Genomic DNA, 24,368 nt, shown 5'->3' with positions numbered 1-24,368 from the left:
CAACAGGGAGTCCGCCGCTTTTTTTGTTTACATGATCGAAATACGCAATCTTTCGCAACGCTTCGCGGGCCCACGAGGCTGGATCGAAGCGCTGCATAACGTCAATTTGACGATCCCGCCGGGCGAAGTGTTCGGCATTATCGGGCGCAGCGGCGCCGGTAAAAGTACGCTGGTGCGCACCATCAACCTGCTGACGCGGCCAAGCGAAGGCAGCGTGATCGTGGACGGCCGCGATCTCACCACGCTGCCCGCTGCGCAATTGCGCACGGCGCGCCGTGACATCGGCATGATCTTCCAGCACTTCAATTTGCTGTCGTCGCGCACGGTGTTCGACAACGTCGCACTGCCGCTCGAACTCGTCGGCATGAAACGCGGCGAGATCGAGGCGACCGTGTTGCCGCTGCTGGAACTCGTCGGGCTGACCACGCAAAAAGATCGTTACCCGGCCCAGATCAGCGGTGGCCAGAAGCAGCGCGTGGGGATCGCCCGGGCGCTTGCCAGCAAGCCCAAAGTGCTGCTCTCCGACGAAGCCACGTCCGCGCTCGATCCTGAAACCACGCGCTCAATTCTTGATCTGCTACGCAAGATCAACAAGGAGCTGGGCCTGACGATCGTGCTGATCACGCATCAGATGGACGTGATCAAGCAGGTCTGCGATCGCGTCGCGGTGCTCGACGCCGGCCGCGTGGTAGAGGAGGGCAATGTGGTCGATGTATTCATGCAGCCGCATCACGAAGTCACGCGCGCGTTGATTGGTGACGTGATCGCGCATGAGTTGCCGCCTGCGTTGAAGCTGCGCGTGGCCGAGCGTTTGAAAACCGGCAGCGGCCATTTGCTGCGGCTCGCATTCACCGGCTCCGGCGTCGACCAGCCGATCCTGTCCGAAACAATTCGCCGCTTCGAACTTGATTTCAACATCCTGCACGGCCAGATCGACGAGATCCAGGGCCAGGCGTTCGGCTCGCTGGCGGTGCTCGCGGCCGGGAAACCGGCGAACGTGGCCGAGGCCATTGCTTATCTGCGTGAACAAGGTGTAGTGGTAGAGGAGATGTCCCATGTTGAGTGAAATGTTCGATATGTTCGTCCAGTCGTTCTGGGAAACGCTCGTGATGGTGGGCATTTCCGGGCTGGTTGGCGCGGCCCTGGGGCTGCCGTTGGGCGTGCTGCTGTATCTCACCGACCGCGACGGCGTGCTGCGCAATCTCGCGGTGAACCGGGTCATGGGCGGCGTCGTGAACGCGGTGCGTTCGACACCGTTTATCATTCTGCTCGTCGCAGTGATCCCGTTTACGCGGCTGGTGGTGGGCTCGTCGATCGGGACGATGGCCGCGGTTGTACCGCTGACTATCGCGGCCGCGCCGTTCATCGCGCGGCTGGTCGAAACTGCCCTGCGCGAGGTCGATCGCGGCTTGATTGAAGCGGCGCAGGCCATGGGCGCAACCACAAGCCAGATCGTATTCAAAGTGTTGCTGCCGGAGTCCTTGCCGGGGGTGGTGGCTGGTTTGACGATTACGTTCGTGTCACTGGTCGGGTATTCGGCCATGGCCGGTGCAATCGGCGGCGGTGGTCTGGGCGACCTGGGCATTCGCTACGGGTATCAACGGTTCTTGCCGGAAGTGATGCTGACGGTGGTGGTGATCCTGATCGTCTTCGTGCAGCTTGTGCAGTCGCTCGGTGACTGGCTCGTGCGCCGTCTCAGCCACAAATGATCAGCCACAAATAATTTTTCATATAAAGCTCATAGGGTAGTTCATGCAACGTCGATTCATTTTCAAGCTGGCTGCTGTTTTCGGCGCAACGGTTTTGCTCGCCAACGTCGTGCAAGCCGACGAAACCATCAAGGTGGGCGTGACCGGTGGTCCGCATGCGCAGGTCATGGAAGTCGTGAAGCAGGTGGCCGCGAAGAACGGCCTGAACATCAAGATTGTCGAGTTCGCCGATTACGTCCAGCCGAATGCGGCGCTGGCCTCGGGCGATCTCGACGCGAACAGCTATCAGCACGCGCCGTATCTCGACGCGCAGGTGAAGGACCGCGGCTACAAGCTGATCAAGATCGCCGATACCGTCACGTTCCCCATGGGCATCTATTCGAAGAAGTTCAAGACGCTGGCCGAGTTGCCGGTGGGCGCGCGCATTGCCGTGCCGAACGATCCGACCAACGGTGGCCGGGCGCTGTTGCTGCTGCAAAAGAACGGCTTGCTGAAGTTGCGCGCCGATGCAGGCTTGAAAGCAACGCCGCTCGATATTATCGATAACCCGAGAAAGCTGAAGATCGTCGAACTCGACGCCGCGCAAATCCCGCGCTCGCTCGCGGATGTGGACGCCGCCGCGATCAACACGAACTTCGCGATGGAAGCCGGATTGAAGCCGAAGCAGGACGCGATCGCGATTGAAGATTCGAACGGCCCGTACTCGAACATCATCGCGATTCGTGCCGTGGACAAGGACAAGCCGTGGGTGGCGAAACTCGTGGCCGCCTATCATTCGCCCGAAGTGAAGCAGTTTATTGAAGCGAAGTACGCGGGCGCGGTGATCGCCGCCTGGTAAGCCCGGATTCAGGCAAGACGCGGTAACAAAGTCTGGATATAAAACGCGCTCTCTCCCTCACGGGTTTGAGCGCGTAGTCGTTTAAAACACGGCCCATAAACGCGGCCAATTCCACCCGCCAAGGGTAAACGCCGATATTTTTCCACCCTGGCAGAAAGCAGGCAGAAGGCTTTGCCTTCTTATACTTGCGCACATTAGAACAAGATGCCGGTTTGCCACGGATAGAAGGAGACGTTTCTCGATGCAGTTTTCGCCCCGCCTTTTCACGCTCGCTTGCACGCTGGCCGCGCTGATGTGCGCCGCGTCGCCCGCCCAGGCGGAAAAGCTGACGCTGATGGCGGGAGGCACCTCCAAAATCGTCTATCTGCCCTTGATCCTTGCGTCGCAACTTGGTTATTTCAAGGATGAAGGACTCGAATTCGAGATCCTGTCCCAGCCGGCCGGCGTCGATACCGCGACGGAACTGCTCGCCGGCGCGATACAGGGAGCGGTCGGTTTCTACGATCACACCATCGACCTGCAGAGCCGCGGCAAGGATGTTGAAGCGCTCATGGTATTCAGCAAGAGCGCGGGGCTGGTCGAGCTGGTCTCGAAGAAATCCGCGGCGGGTTTCAACACGATGGCCGACGCGAAAGGCAAGACGCTGGGCGTGACGGGACTTGGATCGTCTACCAACTTCCTGACCCATTATCTTGCCGCGCGCGCGGGGTTGTCGCCGAAGGAATACTCGATATTGCCGGTGGGTTCCGACGACAGTTTTATCTCCGCGTTGAATCAGGGCGGTATCGACGCGGGCATGATCGAGGAACCGGTTGCCAGCCGGCTGCTGGCCAGCGGCGATGCGAAAGTGCTGGTGGACATGCGCAGTGCCGCGGGCACGGTGGCGGCATTGGGTGGCCCGTATGCCGGCCCGTGTTTCTACGCTCAGCGAAGCTGGGTCAACTCGCACCACGATGAAGCGCAGAAGCTCGTGCGCGCGATGGTGCGCTCGCTTGCGTTCATTACGAGCCATAGCGCCGAAGAGATAACGGCCAAGGTGCCCAGCGATTTTTATGGACCGGGACCGGGCAAGGCGCTTTACATCAGCGCCTTGAAGTCCTCCCTGCCGATGTTTACGAAGGACGGGCGGATGCCGGACGGTACGCCTGCGGCCGTGCTGAAGGTGCTCACGCTCGCCAACTCGTCGATCGATCCGCGCCATATCGATCTGTCGAGGACCTACACGAACGAGTTCGTGGATCGCGTGCAGCTCGGCGCCAAGTAACGTCGAAACAATAACGTCGAAACAATAACGTGGAACCGGCGACTCATTTCCCTCTATTCGAAGCGATGCCATGAAAGCGATACGCATAGAACAGTACGGCGGCCCCGAAGTCCTGATTCGTCAGGATATCGAAGTTCCTGAACCGGGGCATGGCGAGGTGCTGGTCAAGGTCAGATGCGCCGGTATCAACTTCATGGATATCCACACGCGCCAGGGGAAATACAAGGCGTCGCGGACGTACCCCGTGAGAATTCCGTGCACGCTTGGCATGGAAGGTTCCGGCGACGTGGTTAAAACCGGGCCGGGCGTGACGTCGTTCGAACTGGGAGAGCGAGTCGCGTGGTGTATTTCGTGGGGCGCTTACGCCGATTATGCAGTCGTACCAGCAGCACGGCTGGCGCGAATTCCCGATTGGATTCCCTTTGACCTTGCCGCTGCCGCTATCTTCCAGGGATCGACTGCTCATTACCTGATCGACGATGTCGGCCATGTGAGCGCCGGCACCACGTGCCTGATCCATGCGGCGTCCGGCGGTATCGGCCAGTTGCTGGTGCAGTTTGCCAAGCGTCGCGGCGCGACGGTGTTTGCCACCACCAGCAGCGAGCAGAAGGCGGATGTCGCGCGCAAGCTCGGTGCGGATCACGTGATGCTTTACGACGATGGCCGCTTTGCTGATCGTGTGCGGGAAGCGACCGGCGGCCGGGGCGTGGATGTGGTCTATGACGCAGTCGGCCGCACGACGTTGCGCGACAGTTTCCGCGCGACGCGCGTGCGTGGACTGGTTGTCAATTATGGATCGGTGTCGGGTTCGTTGAACGACCTCGATCCCATCGAACTGGGCGAAAGCGGCTCGTTGTTCCTGACGCGTCCGCGGCTGGCCGATCATCTCGCCGACGCGCAAACCGTGCAGCGCCGCGCCGACGACGTGTTCGCCGCGCTGGCCGATGGCTCGCTCAGCATCTCCATCAGCGCCCGCTATACGTTCGATCAGGTTGAAGAGGCGCATGCCGAGCTGGAGGCACGGCGCCAGGTGGGCAAGTCGGTATTGATGATTGGATAGGCATCACCAATGCGTCCGTCGCACTCGCGCCGGTCGTGGTTAATTGTTATCGAATGCAGTGACTGTTGTCGCCATCGTGCGCCGGCACGCCGCATCCTTTGAGAAGGTCAAGTTCATGTCCTCACACGCTACGTCTGCCAACGACTCGAAATTCAAATCGGTATTTCGGGTCGTCAGCGGCAACTTCCTCGAAATGTACGACTTCATGGTCTACGGCTATTACGCCTCGGCCATCGCTAAAACCTACTTCCCGAGCGGTAACGAATTCGCGTCGCTGATGCTCGCGTTGTCCGTGTTCGGCGCGGGCTTCCTGATGCGGCCGATCGGCGCCATCGTGCTCGGCGCGTATATCGATCATCACGGCCGGCGCAAGGGCCTGATCCTCACGCTGGCCATGATGGCAGCCGGCACCTTGCTGGTGGCCGTGATTCCGGGGTATGCGACCATCGGCGTGCTGGCGCCGGTCATCGTGTTGCTCGGACGTCTGTTGCAAGGCTTCTCGGCCGGCGTGGAACTCGGCGGCGTGTCGGTGTATCTCTCCGAGATCGCGACCAAGGGCAACAAGGGCTTCTACTGCTCGTGGCAGTCGGGTAGCCAGCAGGTGGCCGTGGTGTTTGCGGCGTTGATCGGCGTGGGCATGAGCCGGATCTTGCCGCCCGACCAGATGACTTCGTGGGGATGGCGCGTGCCGTTCATCATCGGCTGCCTGATCGTGCCGTTCCTGTTCATCATTCGCCGTTCGTTGCAGGAAACTGAAGAGTTCCTCGCGCGCAAACATCGTCCGGACATGGGCGAGATCATGAAGTCCATGCTCTCGAATTGGGGCATCGTGCTTGCCGGCATGGGCATGGTCATCATGACCACGGTGTCGTTCTACATGATCACCGCCTACACGCCGACCTTCGGCAAGGAAGTGCTCAAGCTTTCCTCTATCGATGCGTTGGTGGTGACGGTGTTCATCGGCTTGTCGAATCTCGTGTGGCTGCCACTTTCCGGGGCGATTTCCGACCGCATCGGACGCCGCCCGGTGCTGCTGTTCTTCACGGTCCTGACCATTCTCACGTCGTATCCGGCGGTGCAGTGGCTGGTCGCCGATCCATCGTTCCTGCGCTTGCTCGGCGTGGAGATGTGGCTCTCATTCTTGTACGGCAGCTATAACGGCGCGATGGTCGTGGCGCTCACCGAGGTCATGCCGGTCGAAGTGCGCACGACGGGTTTTTCGCTGGCGTATAGCCTTGCGACGACTATCGGCGGATTTACGCCCGCTATCTCCACGTACCTGATTCACGTAACCGGCAACAAGGCGGCGCCGGGCGCGTGGATGGCCGTTGCCGCAGTCTGCGGATTGATCGCGACGCTGGTGCTGTATCGATCCACGGAAGCGCGCAGTCAGTACAAGACCGCTTGACGGGCGGCGCACGACGCCATGACCACGCCCCGAGCGAGATACACTTCGCCTGAGGGCCGTGGACCGGCATGGCGTGAGGCTCATTCGAATCACGCCTATGCCGGGTCGACGGACAATGCCCACGCATAACGCGGTGAACGTGATGAAGCTACTGCTGGTCGAGGACAATGAGCAACTGGCTCACTGGCTCGCTAAGATTCTGGAAGACGATGGTTTTGTGCTCGATCGCGTCAGCGACGGCGACGCGGCCGACCGGTTCCTGCGCACCACGCGCTACGACGTCGTGCTGCTCGATCTCAACTTGCCTAACCTGTCCGGCAAGGGCGTGTTGCGGCGGCTGAGAGAACGGGGCGACCACACGCCGGTGCTGATCCTGACCGCCAGTGGTTCCGTGGATGAAAAGGTGATTTGCCTGAGCGCCGGTGCGGACGACTACGTCGTCAAGCCGTTCGATGCGCGCGAGCTGGTCGCACGGGTCAAGGTACTGGTGCGGCGGCAGTTGCCTTCGCGTTCCAACAGCACGCGCTGCGGCGATCTTTCCTACGATATCGACCGGCGGCAGTTCTCGGTAGCGGGCGAAGTGCTGAGCCTGACACCGAGAGAGCATGCCGTGCTAGAGACCCTGATCCTCAAGGCCAAGAAGACGGTCTCCAAGCCGATGCTGGCTGATTCCCTCGGCAGTTCGACCACCCACACGAGCGAAGACGCCATCGAGATATACGTCTCCCGGCTGCGCAAGAAGCTCGAGAAAAGTACCGCCACCATCATTACGCTCCGGGGCCTGGGTTATCTGTTGCAAGCCAGCAGCGATGACGAATAGCCTGCGCCTGCGGCTTCTGCTGTGGTTGCTGCTGCCGCTGACGGTCTATGTGCTCGCCGCGGGTTACATGGCCCGTGAAGGCGCTCAGAAAACCGCGAGCCTGATCCAGGACAATGCGTTGCTCGCGTCTGCGCGCGTGATGGCCGGCGACGTCAAGTGGGACGACAGTTTCCTGCACGCCGACATCTCGCCGAGCGCAATCGAAATCCTGAGTTCGCCCTATGGCGACCGGGTGTTTTTTCGTATCCGCGTGATTGACGGACCGGCGATTGCGGGCACGTCGGATCTTGAGCAGGTCGAGCCGCCGAGTTCACCCGGCTGGTACGACACCGAGATCGACGGTCAACCGGTGCGGGCAGTTTCCATCATCCGGCCGATGTACGACTCTGGCGAGAGCAAGCGCATCCTTGTTTCGGTGGGCCGTACGGAACTGGAGCGCGATGCATTGGCGACCGAGTTATGGCGACCGCAACTGCAGCATTTCGCGGAGATCATTGCGATTGCAATTGTGCTGGTGTGCGTCGGCCTGACGTTCGAGTTGCGGCATCTGATGGCGCTGACTAACGACGTGCGCGACCGGGCGCCGAACGAACTCGTGCCGTTGCGCTCGGAGCATCTTCAGAGCGAGCTGCGGCCTATTGTGGATGCGATCAATCAGTGCATTGCGAGGATCGAGCGGCAGACCGCCATGCAGCGCCGTTTCATTGCGCATGCCGCGCATCAGTTGAGAACGCCGCTGACGTTGCTCGGTGCGCAACTGCAATACGCCCGACGCCATGACGATCTCGCCACGGTAAAAGAGACCTTGTCGGCCATGCACAAGAGCAATGGGGCGTTGGTGTCGCTGACGAATCAGTTGCTGTTGCTCGCGCAAGCCGAGACCGCTGATTACAGCCATTTCGAGGGCGAGCGTGTCGATTTGCGCGAAGTCGCGACAACCGTGATTGAAGAGCTGGCGCTGCTGGCGCAACGTCGGGGGATCGAGCTGGCCGCGCAGCTTGCCGACGACGCGATCGTATTAGGGAACGCGCGTTTATTGTCGGTGCTGGTGTTCAACCTGGTCGACAATGCTATTCGATACACCCCCGCGTCAGGTCATGTGACGTTGCTGATCGAGCGGCGCGAGAAGACGATTGTGCTTGCCGTCACCGACGACGGTCCCGGTATTCCCGCCGATGTCCGAGATCGCGTGTTCGAGCCGTTCTTCAGGGCATCGGGGGAGGAGGGCAGCGGGCTAGGCCTTGCGATAGTGCGTGAGATCGTGCGAGCGCACCGGGCGAGCATCAGGCTTGATGACGGCCCGGGTGGCAAGGGTCTTGCGGCCGAGGTGCGGTTTTCGCTTTAGGGGCGTTCGCACTCGGGGGAGTTGGGGTGGCGGGGGGACGGTTTTGGGGTTAGTGGTCCGGGGTCAGTGCCGGGGTGGTCGGTTCTGGGGTTAGCGGTCGGGGTTAGTGCTGGGTTGCTAGGTTCCAGGGTTAGCGGTCTGAGTCTATGCCGGGTTGGTGCTTTCAGTGTTAGTGGTCTGCGAGAGTCGGATTTTCTCTTTATCACTATTAGCCACTGTGCGTGGCGGCACGTCATTTCTTTGTCCAAAGCGACAAAGAAACGAAGCAAAGAAAGCGCTTTTAAAACACGCTACCCTAAGTGTCCACAGCGTGCAGTTTTGATTCATGGGTGCCCCAAAAGCACGGTGCTCGCCAGAGCCACGGATGTGTGAACCCCTCTTTCTCCGAACACGGATACCCACACGCTTCGCCACCAGTGATTGAACCTGCCCAAGGGGCACCCCGCGCTATCCGCGGATAACCGACCACCAATTTGTACGCATGACGAACTATCTCGCCAACCTACGTTGAAACGAGGCCGCAGGATGCGTGAGGCCGTAACCGACGAATTCCATGCAATCGACCAGCCGACTCGCCAAAGGTTGAAGCGGTAAATAGACATCAGGCTGTGATTGGCGAAGCTGGCCACGGGGGCCTTCCAGCGCAAGCCACTCACCGAACCTACCAAGAAACGAAGCCTTAAATGCGGGTGGGGCCGAGCGGGTTGTCGGGTGAATGGTGCTTGCCCGAGAGCGAAATTAGACCACTACACCCGCAGCGCAAGCCACTTACCGAACCTACCAAGAAACGAAGCCTTAAATGCGGGTGGGGCCGAGCGCGTTGCCGGGCGAATGGTGCTTGCCCGAGAGCGTACGGGGCGAAGCGTGTTCGTGTCAGGATTCGCGAGAAGGAGGGTTTCACACATCCGTCGCTCTGGCGAGCACCGTGCTTTTGGGGCACCTATGAATGAAAACTGCACGCTGTGGACACTTAGGGTAGAGCGGTTAAAGCGCTTTCTTTGCTTCGTTTCTTTGTCGCTTTGGACGTAACTAGTCAGCCGCTAAAGGCGAAGGGACGTGGCCAGCGAAGCTAAGAGCGAGCGCGGCCATGAGTGGGCGGCGTTGTTTGCGCAGGGTAGCCAGATACGATCGGATGGTGCAAAACGCCTGAAGTCCGCTCGCTGTGCGGAAGCATCCCGAGACTTTTTGTTTGAGCTTGGGCATGCGGATATCGCGTTCGGCCTGGTTATTGTCGAACGGCACGCGATGGTCGGCCACGAAACGCCACACTTGCGCGGTATGACGCTCCAGGCGCCCCAGCAGATTGTAGGCTTCGCTTTGTTTGATTCTGCCGCGCACATCTTCACGCGTGGGGTCGCGCGCTTGCTGCGGGTTGAGCTTGCGGCCTTCTCTGATCAGGGCGCGGCTGCGTCGCCGATAGTAGTTGGTGCGCGTGCGGCTCAAGCCCGTACGGCCGCAGGCAATGCTGTCATCGACCTCGCGCTTGGCCTGGCGCAGCAGCTTGAGCATGTGTTCGGCCCAGGGCTGCTGGGTCGACTCCCACACCCCGATCAACTCGCGCAGATGATGCGCATTGCATAACGCATGCTCGCACTCATAGTAGGAGTAAGGCACCCAGCCATCGTGCACTGCGATCCCGGTAAATGAGGGTAGGATACCGAAACTGTCCAGTGCTTCGCGCCCACGCGTGCGGTGCGAGCCATACCACGTCAGCGCCTGGGTCGAGGCCGTGTGCAGCCAGTGCAGGGTACGTCCCACGCGCATGCCGGTTTCATCGAAATGCACGACCGGCGCGCTTTGCAGCGCTTGCCCAATGAGTTCAACGGCCGGACTCAACATCCGTGCCGCTTGCGTGATGCAGTTTTGCACCGTGCCCGAACTCATGCTCAGGCCAAACAGGTCGCGCAACGCCTGCGAGGTACGCTCCAGGGGCAACTGCTGATATTGCGTCAGATAGACCGCCGCCGCCTGGATCTGGCTGCCGTACTGCACCGCCTGGCTTACGCCTTTGGGAAACTCGGCCCGATGTAATTGGCCGCAGCCGCATTGCGCCCGCTCCACGCGATGGGCTGTCACCTCAAACCGGATCACCGGCAAATCGATGACCTGGCGCTCTTCGGCCAGCACTGAAATGCGATCGGGCATGATTTCTTTCCCGCAGTTATCACATACCCGACTCACGCGATGAATCTCAACGTGATCTGGCTGCGCCACGCGTTTGAGTGTCTTGCCCTCATGACCTGGCTGAGCGCCTGGCGCGGCTCCGCTCACCGTGCGCTGCGACTTGGGTTTGGGTTTGCGCTTCAAGCCATCCGAGGACGGTGGCTTGCTTGAGTTGTGGCTGTCCTTCTCCAGCTTCGCTTCAATCTCATTCAGACGTCTCACCAACTCAATGATGAGTGCGTCCTTCTGCTCGTCCGTTAGATTTTTAAGGTTAGGCACTAATGTCATCTCCGAATCATGCCGAGCTTCGCAGCAGTTTACAAGTGCTGACTAGTTACCTTTGGACAAAGAAATGACGTGCCGCCACGCACAGTGGCTAATAGTGATAAAGAGAAAATCCGACTCTCGCAGACCACTAACACTGAAAGCAGCAACCCGGCATAGACCCCGACCACTAACCCCAGAACCGACCAACCCGCAACCCAGCATCGCCCCCAAAAAACCCACCCCCCGAGTGCGAACGAAAACCCCCTTTCTCAGGCCTCTTCAGCCCAGGCCATGTTCTCCCGCGCCATCAGCGCCGAAGAGGCGGCCGGGCCGAACGTGCCGGCGGTGTAGGTGCGTGGCCGGTCGTTCAATTCCTTCCAGCCGTCCAGGATCGGCTCCACCCACGCCCACGCCGCTTCGAGTTCATCGCGGCGCATGAAATGCGTCAGGCGGCCGCGCATCACATCGATCAACAGCCGCTCGTACGCTTCCGCGCGACGCTCGGTGAAGGCCTGCTGCAAATCCAGATTCAGATTCACCGGCAGCATATGCATGCCGCTGCCGGGCTCCTTCGCGAGCATCTGCAACTGGATGGATTCCTCCGGTTGCAACTGGATGATCAGCCGGTTGCCATAGTTGCGCGGCCCGCTGGGAATGATCGAGAACGGCAAGTCGGCGAAGTCGATCACGATCTCCGATTGCTTCTTCTGCAAGCGCTTGCCCGTACGCAGGAAGAACGGCACATTCGCCCAGCGCCAGTTGTTGATATGCGCGCGGATGGCGACGAAGGTCTCGGCACGGCTCTCCACCGGCACGTTGTCCTCTTCCATGTAACCCTTGACCGGCTCGCCGCCAATCGCGCCCGGACTGTACTGGCCACGCACGGTATCGCGGGCAATATCGGAGACGGTCATCTTGCGCAGCGAACGCAGCACCTTGAGCTTTTCATCGCGCACGGCATCGGGATCGAGCGACACAGGCGGCTCCATGGCCACGATGCACAGCAGTTGCAGCAAGTGGTTCTGCACCATGTCGCGCAGCGCGCCGGTCTGGTCGTAGAAGCCCGCACGGCTACCCACGCCCACCGTTTCCGCCACCGTGATCTGCACGCTCTTGATATACGGAGCCTGCCATAGCGGACCGAAGATCGCGTTGCCGAAACGCAGGACCATCAGGTTCTGCACCGTTTCCTTGCCGAGGTAATGATCGATGCGATAAATCTGCGCTTCGGCGAAATGACGGCCGACGGAAGCATTGATCGCTTGCGCCGAGGCAAGATCATGGCCGAGCGGTTTTTCCAGCACGACGCGCGAGTTGCCGTCGACCAAACCGGCGGCCGCGAGGTTGTCGCAGATGGTCGTGAACAGGTCCGGCGACGTCGCGAGATAAAACACGCGGCATACCTCCCTGCGCGCAACTTCCGCCAGCCGCAGATAGTCGCTTGCCGAATCAATGTTGATGCGCACGTAATCGAAGAGCGCCAGGAAACTGTCCCACGCTTGCGGATCGAGCGCCTTCTTGTCGACGAACGGTTTCGATTGCTCTTCCACGAATTGCACGTACTGCTCGCGCGACCAGTCACGGCGGCCGATCGCGATAATGCGGGTCTGCACAGGCAGGTTGCCGTGCAAATGCGCCATGTAGAGAGCGGGCAGGAGCTTGCGTGCGGACAGGTCGCCGCCGCCGCCGAAGATGATCATGTCGACAGGAAGATCGGGCGCGGCTGAATGAGTTTGAGTGGTCATGGTGCGTAAGGAATCGCGAGTTTGCTGTCAGAATTGCGCTCCGCGGAGCGGGCCGTGTGCGACGCTAAGTATGTCGTTATACCAGTTACGCTTTAAACAGGCTTGGTTCACGCATGCGAGCGGCCGCTCCGTTCGCGATCATCAGAATACTGGAGAAAAAACGTCCGACCGGTCGGGGAGCGATGCAACGGCGCGCATGTAACTTTAGTGTAAGCATGCAGCGGACGCCGCGTGCGGAATAATCAGACGGACCGGTGATGAGCAAAATCGATCGCGACGATCCCGGTCTTTTCCTTCTTGACGCGACGCTTGGCAACAGCCGCGACTGTGCCTATTTCCTCGCAGATGCGCGCCGTTCCCGCAGCTACCCTGACTGCGCCAATGGACATGGTGACGAAGCCGAAGAACTGCCGGTGCCGGCTCCGGTCTTCGCTGTAGATGCCGCCCGCAAGCCGGTCTTCCGGTGAGTAAAAACGTTTGACCTCTTGATTGAAGTGGTCAATGGCCTGGAGGCTGCGGTTGCGCCAGTCCGCACTTTGAAACAGCATCAGGAAGTCGTCGCCCCCGATATGCCCAAGGAAATCGCTCGCTGGTTCGCAGACCGAGCGTAGCGCCGCAGCGGCCGCCTTGAGCACTTCGTCGCCTTGCCAATAACCATAGCAGTCGTTGAATGGCTTGAAGTCGTCGAGATCGACGTAACACGCCACGAAGTCGACGCCATTGTCGATCAGCCGCTCGACATGCGAATTGATCGGCACGTTGCCGGGAAGAAACGTGAGCGGGTTGGCATAACGTGCTGCTTCCAGCCGGATATCCGTCACGGCGCGCACCAGCCGCTCCCCGGTGGCGAGACCTACGTAGCGGCCTGCGTCGGTGATGATGAGGCCGTCGGAGAGATAACGCAGGTCGTCGTTGGCAAGCATATGCGCCACCTGCTCCAGCGTGGCGTAACGCTCGACCACCAGCGGCGCCGGATTGGCAAACTGAAGGCAAGGCCGTTTGCCGAACAGCTCGCGATGATAAGGCAGCGCGTACTGGTCCATGAAGGCGCGGCGATTGATAAGCGCGACTGGCCGGCCGTCGTCGATGATCGCCACCGCGTGCAAGTCCGGCGCTGCGTTGAACAGGTCGACCACGTGATCGTTGCGCGCGTCCAGCGGCAACGAAGGCGCGAGAATCAGCATCCGGTCGAGTTCAAATCCGCTCGCGCGGGACTCGCGGTGCGTATGGGTATGCGAGGGATAGACAGTGATCCGGGACGAGCGCAGCAAGTGCAGGATGGGCGCGGGCAATGCCTGACTGGGCAGTGCCGCCGGGCGGCCCAGCAAGAACCCTTGTCCATACGTAATGCCCAGGTCGCGGACAATTCCCAGATCTGCTGGTCGCTCGATGCCCTCTGCAATCAGCTCGGCGCCGCTGGCTCTTGCAAATGCGGCCATCGCTTTGACGGCCTCGAATTTCATCGGGTCGAGTGCGATGTTGTCGATGAAAAACCGGTCGATCTTCACGTAACCGGGTGCGAGCCGTACCCAGAGATTCATGTTCGCGTTCGCGCTGCCGTAGTCGTCCAGCGCGAACGCGGCCCCGCTTGCGCGCAATGCGCGAACGGTCGCGTCGAAACGATCAAGGTCGGCAATGACGCTCTGCTCGGTCAGTTCGATCACGACGCGCTCGGGCGCAAGCGCACTGGCGCCGAGCAGATTGGCAATGCCGTCGCCCTCGCCAATGCTTGCTTCGATTACGGCGGCGCTGGCGTTGACGAACAGCAGGCCGGCGCCGTTGAGGCGGGCAAAGGACTCGCAACATACCTGTGCCGCCGCTATCTCCAGCCGGTGTGCCGACCCTTCCTGCTGCGCCTGTGCGAACAAGCCGCGCGGGGTTTCCAGCCAGGTGTCCGCCGGGCCGCGGATGAGCCCTTCATGGCCCGCAATTTCGCCATCGGAAAGATGCACGATAGGCTGAAATACCGCCCACAACGCACGGTCGGCAATCAACGCGTCGACCGTCGATGGCGCGCCGTGTGTGACATGGAGGGTAGAGAATTGCATGGGAATTCCGTTGATCTGACTGACTTAACGGCGCGACAGTGGACGAGTTGAATGAACCTTTGATGACTTGGAGCACCAAGGGGGTGCGGGCTTGCGGGCTGTTCCTTGGGTCTCGACAGCAGATTGCGGTGGGATGCGTCCGCATTTTTGATCAATGTGGCGCGCATCTGCCGATAAGCCGGCTGCGGAGGAAGATCAATACCAAAGACGAGGAGTCGTTGTTCCATACGATCCGCAACAAGGGATATCGACTTGGAACGTGACACGCGTTTGTTCCAGGCAGGCGCCCGGGACTTGCGTGCATATCGAGTGCTGGCGGCACGACTCTTGACGCCGTGATTGCTCCGGTGCGGCAGCGTCGGAGCCTTGACGCGCGCGCACCGGATTTGCAACGTTGTTAAAGCAGGCCGCGCGTGTTTCATCGACATGCCGCGCCGCTTCAGATCGCCATCGACAACCCCGGCGTGAACACCGAAATAATCGTTTCGCACACGGTCCACGTCTTGAACGTCTGCGTCACGGTCATGCCGACGTACTCCAGGTTCCAATATGAAGCTGCCTGAATCACGCTGGCAAAAACTACGCGTGTTCGTGCCGGATTCATCGGCAATAAAGTAAAAAAATATTAGAAAGTAATACGGATCGAATTGGCTATTCAGCCGCCAATTAAACTTTCCTTTACCAAATAATTAATTTGGTAGAGCGTATCAACCGAACATTGGCATCACTCACCCATAACCACCACTTCAAGGTATTTATCGGATGAATGAAACAAGTCCTTTTCGCGGTCGCCATTATCCTCAGTTGGATGCATTGCGCGGCATAGCTGCCCTGATGGTCGTCATTAATCATTTTGTATTGGTCGGCCCGCTCCGGTGGATACCCAGGTCACCGTTGCGCGTGCTGGCGCTCGGCCATGAAGCGGTCATCTTATTCTTCATACTTAGCGGATTTGTCCTGACCCTCCAGTTAATATCGGACCGCCGCATTACGTATCGCGACTATGTGATCAAGCGGATTTGCCGGATCTACCTGCCTTATCTCGTTGTGTTGTTTGCCGCTTTTTCGGCCATTTATCTGATCAATATAGAGCCCGTTAAATGGGCCGGTTCATGGTTCAACCATATATGGACCGGATCATTCTCCGGCGGCGAAATACTGGAGCATTTGTTATTCATCGGACAATATAAAGCCAATCGCGTGCTTCCCGTTATCTGGTCCTTGATCTACGAAATGCGTATCTCATTGATGATGCCGCTGGTCGTATATTGCGTCAGGCGCGTTTCTGCACGCACGTGTCTGGCGGCGGCGCTGGGTATTTCCCTGGTTTCCTTCGCGTTCGCGATGGGGCGAAATACGGACGTGACCAGCAGCCCAAGTTTCAGTGGCGAGTGGGCGATGACGGCGCATTACCTGGGGATGTTCATCGTCGGTGCGACGCTGGCTTTCCACCGCGTGCGCTGGCAACAATGGCTAGCGAAGGGCGATCGAACCATGCTCGTCCTCGCAGCTTCGGTCACGCTCTATTTCCTGTCGCGCTCGATAATGTCGATTACGTCGGGTGTCCTGGGCCAGTACATTTTCGACTGGTGTGTCGTGGCGGGTGCTGCGGGTATCACCTGTACGGCAATCGTATCCAGGCGCTTCACGTTGGCGCTGGCCAGACGCCCGATCGTATTCCTGGGCACGATCTCCTACAGTCTCTATCTGACCCATACTGTCGTTCTCCTTACAGTAATCCATCTAATGCCTGCTTCGGTTCCGGCATGGCGCTCGATCATGACAGCGGCGTTGCTTGTCATTCCCGTTGCCGCCGTGACTCACTTCGTGGTGGAGCGTCCGTCGATTTATCTGGGGAAATTCCTGACGGGACGAAGTGCGCTCGCGTCCTCGCGAGCGAACCAGGCGTCCTGACCCGAACTGTTCAGGATGGCTTGTGATTCGCGGCGCCTGCAAGCGCCGCTTTTGTGCGCGCACGTTACTCGACGGTGCATCACGCACCAGCAGCTAAAGCGTCAGGCACTCACCAAGCCAACGCGCGGAGCGCGCGTGGTTGGCGCAGAGCCTTGTGCCGTGACGCTTGGCGGGGTTGAACGCGAGCGCGCCTTTCTCCTGGCATAGCTCCTGCATTGATGAATTCCATCTTGTATTCAAGACGGAATTCATGTCCAGACCCTCTGATCCATTCAATCCGTTCACGCGTCGCGGCTTTGTTAGCCCCTCTTGTGGCGCGTACGGTATGCCGGCTCTCGGCGCTGGATCGCCTATCTCTACAGTCTTCAGAAAACAGCTCGATAACCGCTAACCAGGAGTCGAATGACATGACTAGCCGCCGCACTTTTATCAAAGACGCGAGCCTGTTGGCGCTCGCGACCATGGCCCCGTTCCGGTCGGCGTTTGCCGCGGGCAACACGACAGTCGGCGTGATCTATGTCGGTGCGCGTGGCGACTATGGCTACAACCAGGCGCAGGCGTCGGCGGCGGCAATCATCAAGAAGCTGCCCAACGTCAAGGTCGTCGAAGAAGAGAACGTGCCCGAGACCATCGCGGTCCAGAAGACCATGGAAGCGATGATCGAACAGGACGGCGCGACGCTCGTTTTCGCGACCTCGTTCGGTTACTTCGATCCGCATGTGCTCAAGATGGCCGCCAAGTATCCGAACGTCCGGTTCGCGCATTGCGGCGGCTTATGGAAGCAAGGCAATCCGCCGAACATTGCGAGCTACTTTGGTTATATCGATGAATGCCAGTACCTGAATGGCGTGGTGGCCGGGCACATGAGCAAGAGCAAGAAGCTCGGCTTTGTCGCGGCCAAGCCGATTCCGCAAGTGCTGCGCAATATCAACTCGTTCACGCTTGGCGCGCAGTCCGTCGATCCGGCCATCACCACGCAGGTTATTTTCACTGGCGACTGGTCGATGCCCGTGAAGGAAGCGGAAGCGACCAACAGTCTCGTCGACCAGGGTTGCGACGTCATCACCTGCCATGTCGATGGTCCGAAGGTCGTGGTGGAAACGGCGGAGAAGCGCGGCGTGATGAGTTGCGGCTATCACGCGAGCCAGGCTGCTCTCGCGCCCAAGGGTTATCTCACCGGCGCCGAGTGGGATTGGGCGACACCGTACAAGGCGCTCGTCGCCGATGCACAGGCCGGCAAGCCTCAGCCTAACGTGTTGCGCGGCGGTCTCAAGGAGGGTTTCGTCAAGATGTCGCCGTACGGCGCCAAGGTCACGCCCGACGCGAAGACGGCAGCCGACGCGATCAAGGGCAGCATGATGGCGGGCGACTTCGTGATCTTCAAGGGGCCGATGAAGGACAACAAGGGCGGCGTTGCGATCGCCTCCGGAACGAGCCACGTACAGACCGACTACACGCTGGAGAGCATGAACTATCTCGTGGCGGGCGTGGCCGGCCAGATCTGATGATTAGTCATGCTGACCTCCTGAAGGAGCCGTGATGCGTCCCCATGCCCAGACTGCCCGCGTTCTGCTCGCCTTGTTGCCGGCGATCCCGACGGTGCTCGCGCTTGTCGGAACCCTGGTGCTGTTTTCGTTATTCCTGCTGGTGCAGGGCCAGCCGGTCCTCGATGCCGTCGGCCTGATTTTCCAGGGCGCGTTCGGTTCGTCGTTCGCCTGGCAAAGCACCTTGTTGCGCGCTTCACCGTTGATGCTGACCGCGCTGTGCGTCGCGTTGCCTGCACAGGTCGGGTTGATCGTGATCGGCGGTGAGGGCGCGCTGGCGCTCGGCGGCATGTGCGCGGCGATCGTCCCGGAGATGCTCCCGGCCAGTACGCCATGGCTGATTGCCACGCCGTTGATGGCGCTCGCGGGCATGCTGGCGGGCGCGATCTGGATTGGCGCGGTCGGCGCGCTAAGGCAATGGCGCGGCGTGAATGAAACCATCAGCAGCCTGTTGATGGCTTACATCGCCATTGCGCTGTTCAAGCATCTGGTCGAAGGGCCGTTGCGCGACCCGGCAAGTCTCAACAAGCCCTCCACGCTCCCCGTGCCCCCTTCCATGATGATTGGATCGCTCCCGGGCCTCGAAGTCCACTGGGGCCTCCTGTGGGGCGTTCTTGCGTGCATCGGCGCGTGGGTCTTCGTCAAGTACAGCACCAAGGGCTTTGCGATGCGCGTGGTCGGCGGCAGCAATCGCGCGGCGCGGCTGGTCGGCTTGCCGGTGAACCTGCTCGCGCTGGCCGCCTGCGCGCTCGGCGGCGCGGCGGCGGGTCTTGCCGGCATGTTCGAAGTCGCAGCGGTGCAGGGCAGCGCGAACGCGTCGCTGCTCGCCGGTTACGGATACGCGGGCATTCTCGTCGCCTTCGCCGCCCGCCAGAATCCGCTCGCGATCATTGTGTGCGCGTTGATGATCGGCGGGATCGAAGCGAGCGGCAGTCTGCTGCAACGCCGGCTCGATCTTCCCGACGCCACCACGCTCGTGCTGCAAGGCCTGCTGTTCGCGAACCTGCTGGCATGGGAAGCGCTGGGCGGGAGGATCGCCGCGTGGCGCGTGCAACTGCAAGCCGCTGCACTCGCCGACCTCAACTTGCCGATGGAGCAGACCCATGCCTGACGCACATTCGCCCTTCGTGATCCTGCTGCTGTCCCTCTTCGCCGGCGCGATCCGCGTCAGCACGCCGTATTTGTTCGTGAGCCTGGGCGAATGCCTGACCGAGAAGGGCGGGCGCGTGAATCTCGGGCTTGAGGGCATTCTCGTGTCGGGCGCGATGAGCGGTTATGCCGCCTCTTTCCTGACCGGCTCGCCGTGGGCCGGGGTGCTCGCGGCCGGGCTGGTCGGCTTGCTGCTCGGATGCCTGCACGGGCTTGTCTGTTCGCTGCCCCGGGTGTCGGACATCGCGTTCGGCATCGCGCTCATGTTGCTTGGAACGGGGCTCGCGTTTTATCTGGGCAAGCCGTTTATCGAACCGCAGGCGCCGGGTCTTCAATCATTCGATCTCGGCACATGGACGAGTTCCCCGCAATTGCACAACGCGCTGCATATCAACCCGCTGTTCGTGATCGGCGTGGTGCTGGCGTTCGTATTGCAGTGGGGGCTGCGCACGACGCGCTGGGGCATGACCTTGCGTCTGGTCGGCGATCACGCCGAGACCGCCCGCGCGATGGGTTATCCGCTCACGCGGATTCGCATAATCGCGACCTCAGTGGGTGGATTTTTTGCGGGAATCGGCGGGGCGTATCTGTCGCTGGTTTATCCGGGTAGCTGGAACGAAGGGCTTTCCAGCGGGCAGGGCCTCATGGCCGTCGCGCTGGTTATTTTTGCGCGCTGGCAACCGTTGCGATGCCTGTGGGCTGCGCTGCTTTTCGGCGCAGCCGGTGCGCTCGGACCAGCGTTGCAGGCGATTGGCGTGACGAGCGGTTATTACCTGTATAACGCCGCGCCCTACGTGCTCACGCTCGCCATCATGATCATCAATTGCCGTCCGGACCGCACGCTTGCCGGCGCGCCGGGCGAGCTGAGTCTTACACGCTGAAGTTCACACGCTGAACGACCTGCTTATCCATTTTCAAGGCGGCCATGACCATGAACCGATTCATTAATGCCTCTCCGTACCCCTGGCCCTTCGATGGCAACCTGCGCCCGGATAACACGGCGCTTGTCGTGATCGACATGCAGACGGATTTCTGCGGCCACGGTGGTTACGTCGACAAGATGGGATATGACCTGTCACTGACCCGCGCGCCGATCGAGCCGATCAAGCGCGTGATGGCCATGATGCGCGAGCAGGGCTTCACGATCATTCATACGCGCGAAGGGCATCGGCCGGATTTGTCGGACCTGCCGGCGAACAAGCGCTGGCGCAGCCGCCGCGCGGGCACCGAAGGCGTGGGCATTGGCGACGACGGCCCGTGCGGCCGCATCCTCGTGCGTGGCGAGCCAGGCTGGGAAATCATCAATGAACTGGCGCCGCTGCCGGGCGAAATTGTCATCGATAAACCTGGCAAGGGCTCGTTCTGTGCGACCGATCTCGAGCTGATCCTGCGCACGCGGGGTATCGTGAACCTGGTGTTGACAGGGATCACCACGGACGTCTGCGTCCATACCACCATGCGCGAAGCGAACGACCGCGGTTTCGAATGCACCGTTCTCGCGGACTGCTGTGGTGCGACCGACCCCGCCAACCATCAGGCGGCGCTGCACATGATCACGATGCAAGGCGGCGTGTTCGGCGCGGTATCCGATTCGAACGCACTCCTGACCACTCTTGGTGGCTGATCATGTCGACTCCTTTGCATGCGTTAGGGGTGGAAGTGCACAACGCCGGCAAGTCGTTCGGTGCATTTCGTGCGCTGGATAACGTGTCCATCAAGGTCCGGCCGGGCACGGTTCACGCGCTGCTCGGTGAAAACGGCGCGGGCAAAAGTACCCTCGTGAAAGGGCTGGTGGGTTACGGCCTGCTCGACGAAGGCCAGATTTCGGCCGATGGCCGTGAGGTTCACATCGCTTCGCCGCGCGATGCGCAAGCGCTGGGTATCGGCATGGTGTACCAGCATTTCACGCTGGCCTCGGGGCTGTCGGTGGAGGAGAACCTGCTGCTGGCACGCGGGAGCCTGCCCTGGAAAATAGACTGGACCGCGGAACGCAAGGCGCTCGATGCGTTCATGCAGCGCATGCCGTTTCGCCTGCCGCTCGACGCGCCGGTATCCGGCTTGGCGGCTGGGGAAAAGCAGAAGCTCGAAATTCTCAAGCAGTTGTATCTCCGGCAGCGTTTCCTGATTCTCGATGAACCCACTTCCGTGCTGACGCCGCAAGAGGCGGATGAAGTGCTCGGCCTGATGCGCGACCTGACGATGCGCGGCGAGCTGACCGTGCTGATGATCACGCACAAGTTCCGCGAAGTGATGGCGTATGCCGACGACGTGACCGTGCTGCGCAAGGGCAGGCAGGTCGGGACGAGCGCGGTATCGGCGACCAGCCGCGACGCGCTCGCTGGTTTGATGATGGGCGCCGCCGAGACGCGCGACACCGCGGTCATGGACGCGGTCAATGCCGAGCGGGTCGCGCGCAAGCCGGTGGACCCCGCAGCGCGAATACGCCTTGCCATGCGTGACATTTCTATCGACGATGACCGGGGCCATGCCGCGGTCAGACGCGCGTCGCTCGAGGTTCGATCGGGCGAAATACTCGGGATCGCGGGGGTATCGGGCAACGGTCAGAAAGAGATGGTCGAGGCGTTGGTCGGGCAACGCCGCGTGAAGACGGGTGAGATGGAGATAGCCGGTGACGCGTACCACGCCACGCGCGAGGAAATGACGCGCCGCCGTGTGTTCGCCATCCCTGAAGAGCCGCTTAAAAACGCGTGCGTGGCGAACATGAGCGTCGCGCAAAACCTGGCTCTCCGCGACTTCGATCGCACGCCATTGCGTCGCGGCGGCTGGCGTCTCGACCGGCGCGCGATGCGGGATCGCGCCGCGCTTCTCATCGACGATTTCAACGTCCGTCCGCCGTTGCCCGAACGCGCTATCGGCACGCTGTCGGGCGGCAATGTCCAGCGCGCGGTGCTCGCTCGCGAGCTGGGTCAGCCGGTCGATGTCTTGATCGTGGCGAACCCGGTGTTCGGTCTCGACTTCGCATCGGTGGCGGACATTCACGCACGCATCATGGCGGCGCGCGATGCCGGCGCGGCGGTCCTGCTCGTGAGCGAAGACCTCGACGAATTGCTGGAACTGGCGGACCGGATTGTCGTGATCGCGGAGGGGGAACTCGTGTACGAGACGCCCGCCGCAAGCGCCGAGCGCGCGACGCTGGGCCACTACATGGCGGGACATGGCGACTCGGCGACGCAAGTTGCTCCGGTTGCCGAAGCGTTGAAGGAGGTCATCGAATGAGACTGAACCGCTGCGGGGAAGGGCCATGACGATCACGATACCGGCGTTACCCAGTCCTTTTACATTCGAGCCCTCGACAACTGCGCTTGTCATCATCGACATGCAGCGGGACTTCATTGAACCCGGTGGCTTTGGCGAGTCGCTGGGCAACGATGTATCGCTGCTTGCGCAGATCGTGCCGACTGTCTCCGCGCTGCTGGCTTTAGCGCGTGAAAGCGGGTGGTTCGTGGTCCATACGCGTGAATCGCATGCGGCGGATCTGTCGGACTGTCCGCGGTCCAAGCGCCTTCGCGGCGCGCCCAATGCACGCATTGGTGACGAAGGTCCGATGGGCCGCATCCTGATTCGCGGGGAACCGGGCAATGCGATTGTCGATGCACTTGCACCGGCCGAAGGTGAGCTTGTCATCGATAAGCCCGGCAAGGGCACATTTTACGCGACATTGCTGACTCAGGAACTGGAGGCGCGGCATATCACGCATCTTGTTTTCGCCGGTGTGACGACGGAGGTGTGCGTGCAGACGTCCATGCGCGAAGCGAACGATCGCGGTTACGACTGCCTGCTTGTCGAGGACGCAACCGCCAGCTATTTTCCGGCGTTCAAGCAGGCGACTCTGGAAATGGTGCGCTCCCAAGGCGGTATTGTTGGATGGACCGCGCCTTTGTCATCCTTTACCGCAGCGTGAGGAACCTACCGACGATGGATATCAACCTGCCGGAAGTCATCGCCGAGGTGTGTGCGGCGTTCGTCGAGTATGAGCGCGCGCTCGTGGCGAACGATATCGAAACGATGAACGCGTTGTTCTGGAATGCACCGGAGACGGTGCGTTATGGCATTGCCGAAATTCAGCATGGCGGCGAGGCGATTCGCCAATGGCGCGAAACATGTGCGCCGGTGCCTGCCTCGCGCAGGTTGCATCGGACTGTCATCACAACATTCGGCCGCGACTTCGCGACTGTCAGCACGGAATTCACCAGCGACGCGACGCCGTTGGTCGGACGTCAGATGCAGACCTGGGCGCGCCTCGGTCCTGCCAAAGGCTTCACAATCGTCGCCGCGCACGTGAGCCTTATTCCCGGGCCCTGAAACGCCGATAATAAGAACAAAGGGGAACCCGCATGCCGGAAGACACAATTGAAACAGGTATGGAAGCGATCGAGCCGAACGCCGCCAACCCGCTTGCCGAGCAGGTCTACCAGCGGCTGAAAAACGATATCTTCAATTTTCGGCTTTTTCCGGGCGATCGTTTTTCGGAGAACGGGATTGCGCAGTACTACGGCGTATCGCGCACGCCAATGCGCGACGGCTTGTTCCGGCTGCAACGCGAGGGTTATCTGGAGGTGGGTTTCCGGCGGGGATGGAAGGTCGCGCGAATCGACTTCGACCAGATGGATCAGCTCTACGACCTGCGCATCGTGCTTGAAGTGGCCGCGCTTGAACGGTTGACATCGGGAAGCGAGGGGGCGCGTGAGGCTATCGATGCGCTCAAGGCAATCTGGTGCGTCGAGCCGGAAGCGCGTGAAGCCGATCCCGTGAAGATGTTCGGCATGGACGAAAATTTTCATCGGCAGATCGTGGCCGCGACCGGCAATGCGGAGATGGTGCGCGTTCATAACGACGTAACCGAGCGTATCCGCATCGTGCGCCGGCTCGACTTTCTCAAGCCTCACCGGACCAGCGCGACCTACGACGAGCACTCGACCATGCTGCATCTCATCGAGCGCAACCGGCTGACCGAAGCGACCATCCTGTTGCGTGCCCATATCACGCAGAGCAAGCTGGAAGTCCGCAAGATCACGGTGTCGATGCTGGATGCGGCGCGCGATGTGAAGCTGCCATTCGTGTCTTAGGTGTGTG

The 24,368-nt window shown here is 60.7% G+C and carries 21 protein-coding genes; 17 read left to right on the top strand and 4 right to left on the bottom strand.

Going from position 1 to position 24,368, the window contains the following annotated elements; genetic code table 11:
- The first annotated feature begins 31 nt into the window (after nucleotides 1-31).
- The 8 genes from ACSQ36_RS29350 (at nucleotide 32) to ACSQ36_RS29315 (ending at nucleotide 8,444) form a co-directional block, all read left to right on the top strand.
- On the top strand, nucleotides 32-1,066 hold the full coding sequence (locus ACSQ36_RS29350) for a methionine ABC transporter ATP-binding protein (RefSeq protein ID WP_213764519.1): 1,035 nt from the start codon (nucleotides 32-34) through the stop codon (nucleotides 1,064-1,066).
- Nucleotides 1,056-1,709 (top strand): methionine ABC transporter permease, encoded by a 654-nt coding sequence (locus ACSQ36_RS29345; RefSeq protein ID WP_436184678.1) that lies wholly within the window; start codon nucleotides 1,056-1,058, stop codon nucleotides 1,707-1,709. Before ACSQ36_RS29350 ends, ACSQ36_RS29345 begins: the two co-directional genes overlap by 11 nt.
- A gap of 43 nt (nucleotides 1,710-1,752) precedes the next feature.
- A complete protein-coding gene (locus ACSQ36_RS29340) occupies nucleotides 1,753-2,547 on the top strand; it encodes a MetQ/NlpA family ABC transporter substrate-binding protein (protein WP_436184677.1) in 795 nt (264 codons plus the stop codon).
- Nucleotides 2,548-2,788: 241 nt separating this feature from the next.
- Entirely contained in the window at nucleotides 2,789-3,811 is a 1,023-nt protein-coding gene (locus ACSQ36_RS29335; protein WP_436184676.1) for an ABC transporter substrate-binding protein, read from the top strand.
- Nucleotides 3,812-3,881: 70 nt separating this feature from the next.
- Nucleotides 3,882-4,871, top strand: a complete 990-nt coding sequence (locus ACSQ36_RS29330) for a quinone oxidoreductase family protein (protein WP_213764523.1) — start codon at nucleotides 3,882-3,884, stop codon at nucleotides 4,869-4,871.
- Between the two features lie 115 nt (nucleotides 4,872-4,986).
- Complete coding sequence (locus ACSQ36_RS29325; protein WP_436184675.1) at nucleotides 4,987-6,279, top strand: MFS transporter; 1,293 nt, start codon at nucleotides 4,987-4,989, stop codon at nucleotides 6,277-6,279.
- A 142-nt stretch (nucleotides 6,280-6,421) separates the two neighbouring features.
- Complete coding sequence (locus ACSQ36_RS29320) at nucleotides 6,422-7,099, top strand: response regulator transcription factor (RefSeq protein ID WP_213764599.1); 678 nt, start codon at nucleotides 6,422-6,424, stop codon at nucleotides 7,097-7,099.
- Nucleotides 7,089-8,444 (top strand): sensor histidine kinase, encoded by a 1,356-nt coding sequence (locus tag ACSQ36_RS29315; RefSeq protein WP_436184674.1) that lies wholly within the window; start codon nucleotides 7,089-7,091, stop codon nucleotides 8,442-8,444. The genes ACSQ36_RS29320 and ACSQ36_RS29315 overlap by 11 nt, the downstream gene beginning before the upstream one ends.
- Before the next feature lie 1,029 nt (nucleotides 8,445-9,473).
- Here the strand turns inward: ACSQ36_RS29315 and tnpC are convergent.
- The 4 genes from tnpC to ACSQ36_RS29295 form a co-directional block, all read right to left on the bottom strand.
- On the bottom strand, nucleotides 9,474-10,886 hold the full coding sequence (gene tnpC, locus ACSQ36_RS29310; RefSeq protein ID WP_436181325.1) for an IS66 family transposase: 1,413 nt from the start codon (nucleotides 10,884-10,886) through the stop codon (nucleotides 9,474-9,476).
- A 257-nt stretch (nucleotides 10,887-11,143) separates the two neighbouring features.
- The gene (gene zwf / locus ACSQ36_RS29305) at nucleotides 11,144-12,619 is read right to left on the bottom strand and encodes a glucose-6-phosphate dehydrogenase (RefSeq protein ID WP_213764526.1); all 1,476 of its coding nucleotides are present in this window, start codon (nucleotides 12,617-12,619) and stop codon (nucleotides 11,144-11,146) included.
- A 242-nt stretch (nucleotides 12,620-12,861) separates the two neighbouring features.
- Nucleotides 12,862-14,667, bottom strand: coding sequence for an EAL domain-containing protein (locus ACSQ36_RS29300; RefSeq protein ID WP_436184673.1), 1,806 nt, complete (start codon nucleotides 14,665-14,667; stop codon nucleotides 12,862-12,864).
- Between the two features lie 439 nt (nucleotides 14,668-15,106).
- Nucleotides 15,107-15,271, bottom strand: a complete 165-nt coding sequence (locus tag ACSQ36_RS29295) for a GntT/GntP/DsdX family permease (RefSeq protein WP_436184672.1) — start codon at nucleotides 15,269-15,271, stop codon at nucleotides 15,107-15,109.
- A 158-nt stretch (nucleotides 15,272-15,429) separates the two neighbouring features.
- Here ACSQ36_RS29295 and ACSQ36_RS29290 point away from each other — a divergent pair, with 158 nt between their 5' ends.
- The 9 genes from ACSQ36_RS29290 (at nucleotide 15,430) to ACSQ36_RS29250 (ending at nucleotide 24,361) form a co-directional block, all read left to right on the top strand.
- Entirely contained in the window at nucleotides 15,430-16,581 is a 1,152-nt protein-coding gene (locus ACSQ36_RS29290; protein ID WP_436184671.1) for an acyltransferase family protein, read from the top strand.
- 407 nt (nucleotides 16,582-16,988) lie between these two features.
- The gene (locus tag ACSQ36_RS29285; RefSeq protein ID WP_436184670.1) at nucleotides 16,989-18,086 is read left to right on the top strand and encodes a BMP family ABC transporter substrate-binding protein; all 1,098 of its coding nucleotides are present in this window, start codon (nucleotides 16,989-16,991) and stop codon (nucleotides 18,084-18,086) included.
- A 34-nt stretch (nucleotides 18,087-18,120) separates the two neighbouring features.
- Nucleotides 18,121-19,236, top strand: a complete 1,116-nt coding sequence (locus ACSQ36_RS29280) for an ABC transporter permease (RefSeq protein WP_436184669.1) — start codon at nucleotides 18,121-18,123, stop codon at nucleotides 19,234-19,236.
- The gene (locus ACSQ36_RS29275; RefSeq protein ID WP_436184668.1) at nucleotides 19,229-20,155 is read left to right on the top strand and encodes an ABC transporter permease; all 927 of its coding nucleotides are present in this window, start codon (nucleotides 19,229-19,231) and stop codon (nucleotides 20,153-20,155) included. The genes ACSQ36_RS29280 and ACSQ36_RS29275 overlap by 8 nt, the downstream gene beginning before the upstream one ends.
- 50 nt (nucleotides 20,156-20,205) lie before the next feature.
- Nucleotides 20,206-20,898, top strand: a complete 693-nt coding sequence (biuH, locus tag ACSQ36_RS29270; RefSeq protein ID WP_436184667.1) for a biuret amidohydrolase — start codon at nucleotides 20,206-20,208, stop codon at nucleotides 20,896-20,898.
- Between the two features lie 2 nt (nucleotides 20,899-20,900).
- Entirely contained in the window at nucleotides 20,901-22,511 is a 1,611-nt protein-coding gene (locus ACSQ36_RS29265; protein WP_436184666.1) for an ABC transporter ATP-binding protein, read from the top strand.
- Nucleotides 22,512-22,536: 25 nt separating this feature from the next.
- Nucleotides 22,537-23,196 (top strand): cysteine hydrolase family protein, encoded by a 660-nt coding sequence (locus tag ACSQ36_RS29260; protein WP_436184665.1) that lies wholly within the window; start codon nucleotides 22,537-22,539, stop codon nucleotides 23,194-23,196.
- A 14-nt stretch (nucleotides 23,197-23,210) separates the two neighbouring features.
- Nucleotides 23,211-23,597, top strand: coding sequence for an oxalurate catabolism protein HpxZ (gene hpxZ / locus ACSQ36_RS29255; protein WP_436184664.1), 387 nt, complete (start codon nucleotides 23,211-23,213; stop codon nucleotides 23,595-23,597).
- 32 nt (nucleotides 23,598-23,629) lie between these two features.
- Nucleotides 23,630-24,361: a GntR family transcriptional regulator gene (locus tag ACSQ36_RS29250; RefSeq protein ID WP_436184663.1), complete on the top strand. Its 732-nt coding sequence runs from the start codon at nucleotides 23,630-23,632 to the stop codon at nucleotides 24,359-24,361.
- Nucleotides 24,362-24,368 lie beyond the last annotated feature (7 nt).

The organism is Caballeronia sp. LjRoot34 (genome assembly GCF_964253815.1).
Taxonomy (GTDB): domain Bacteria; phylum Pseudomonadota; class Gammaproteobacteria; order Burkholderiales; family Burkholderiaceae; genus Caballeronia.
Note: the sequence above shows the minus strand (reverse complement) of the source record. Positions and strands in the feature narration are given on the sequence as shown.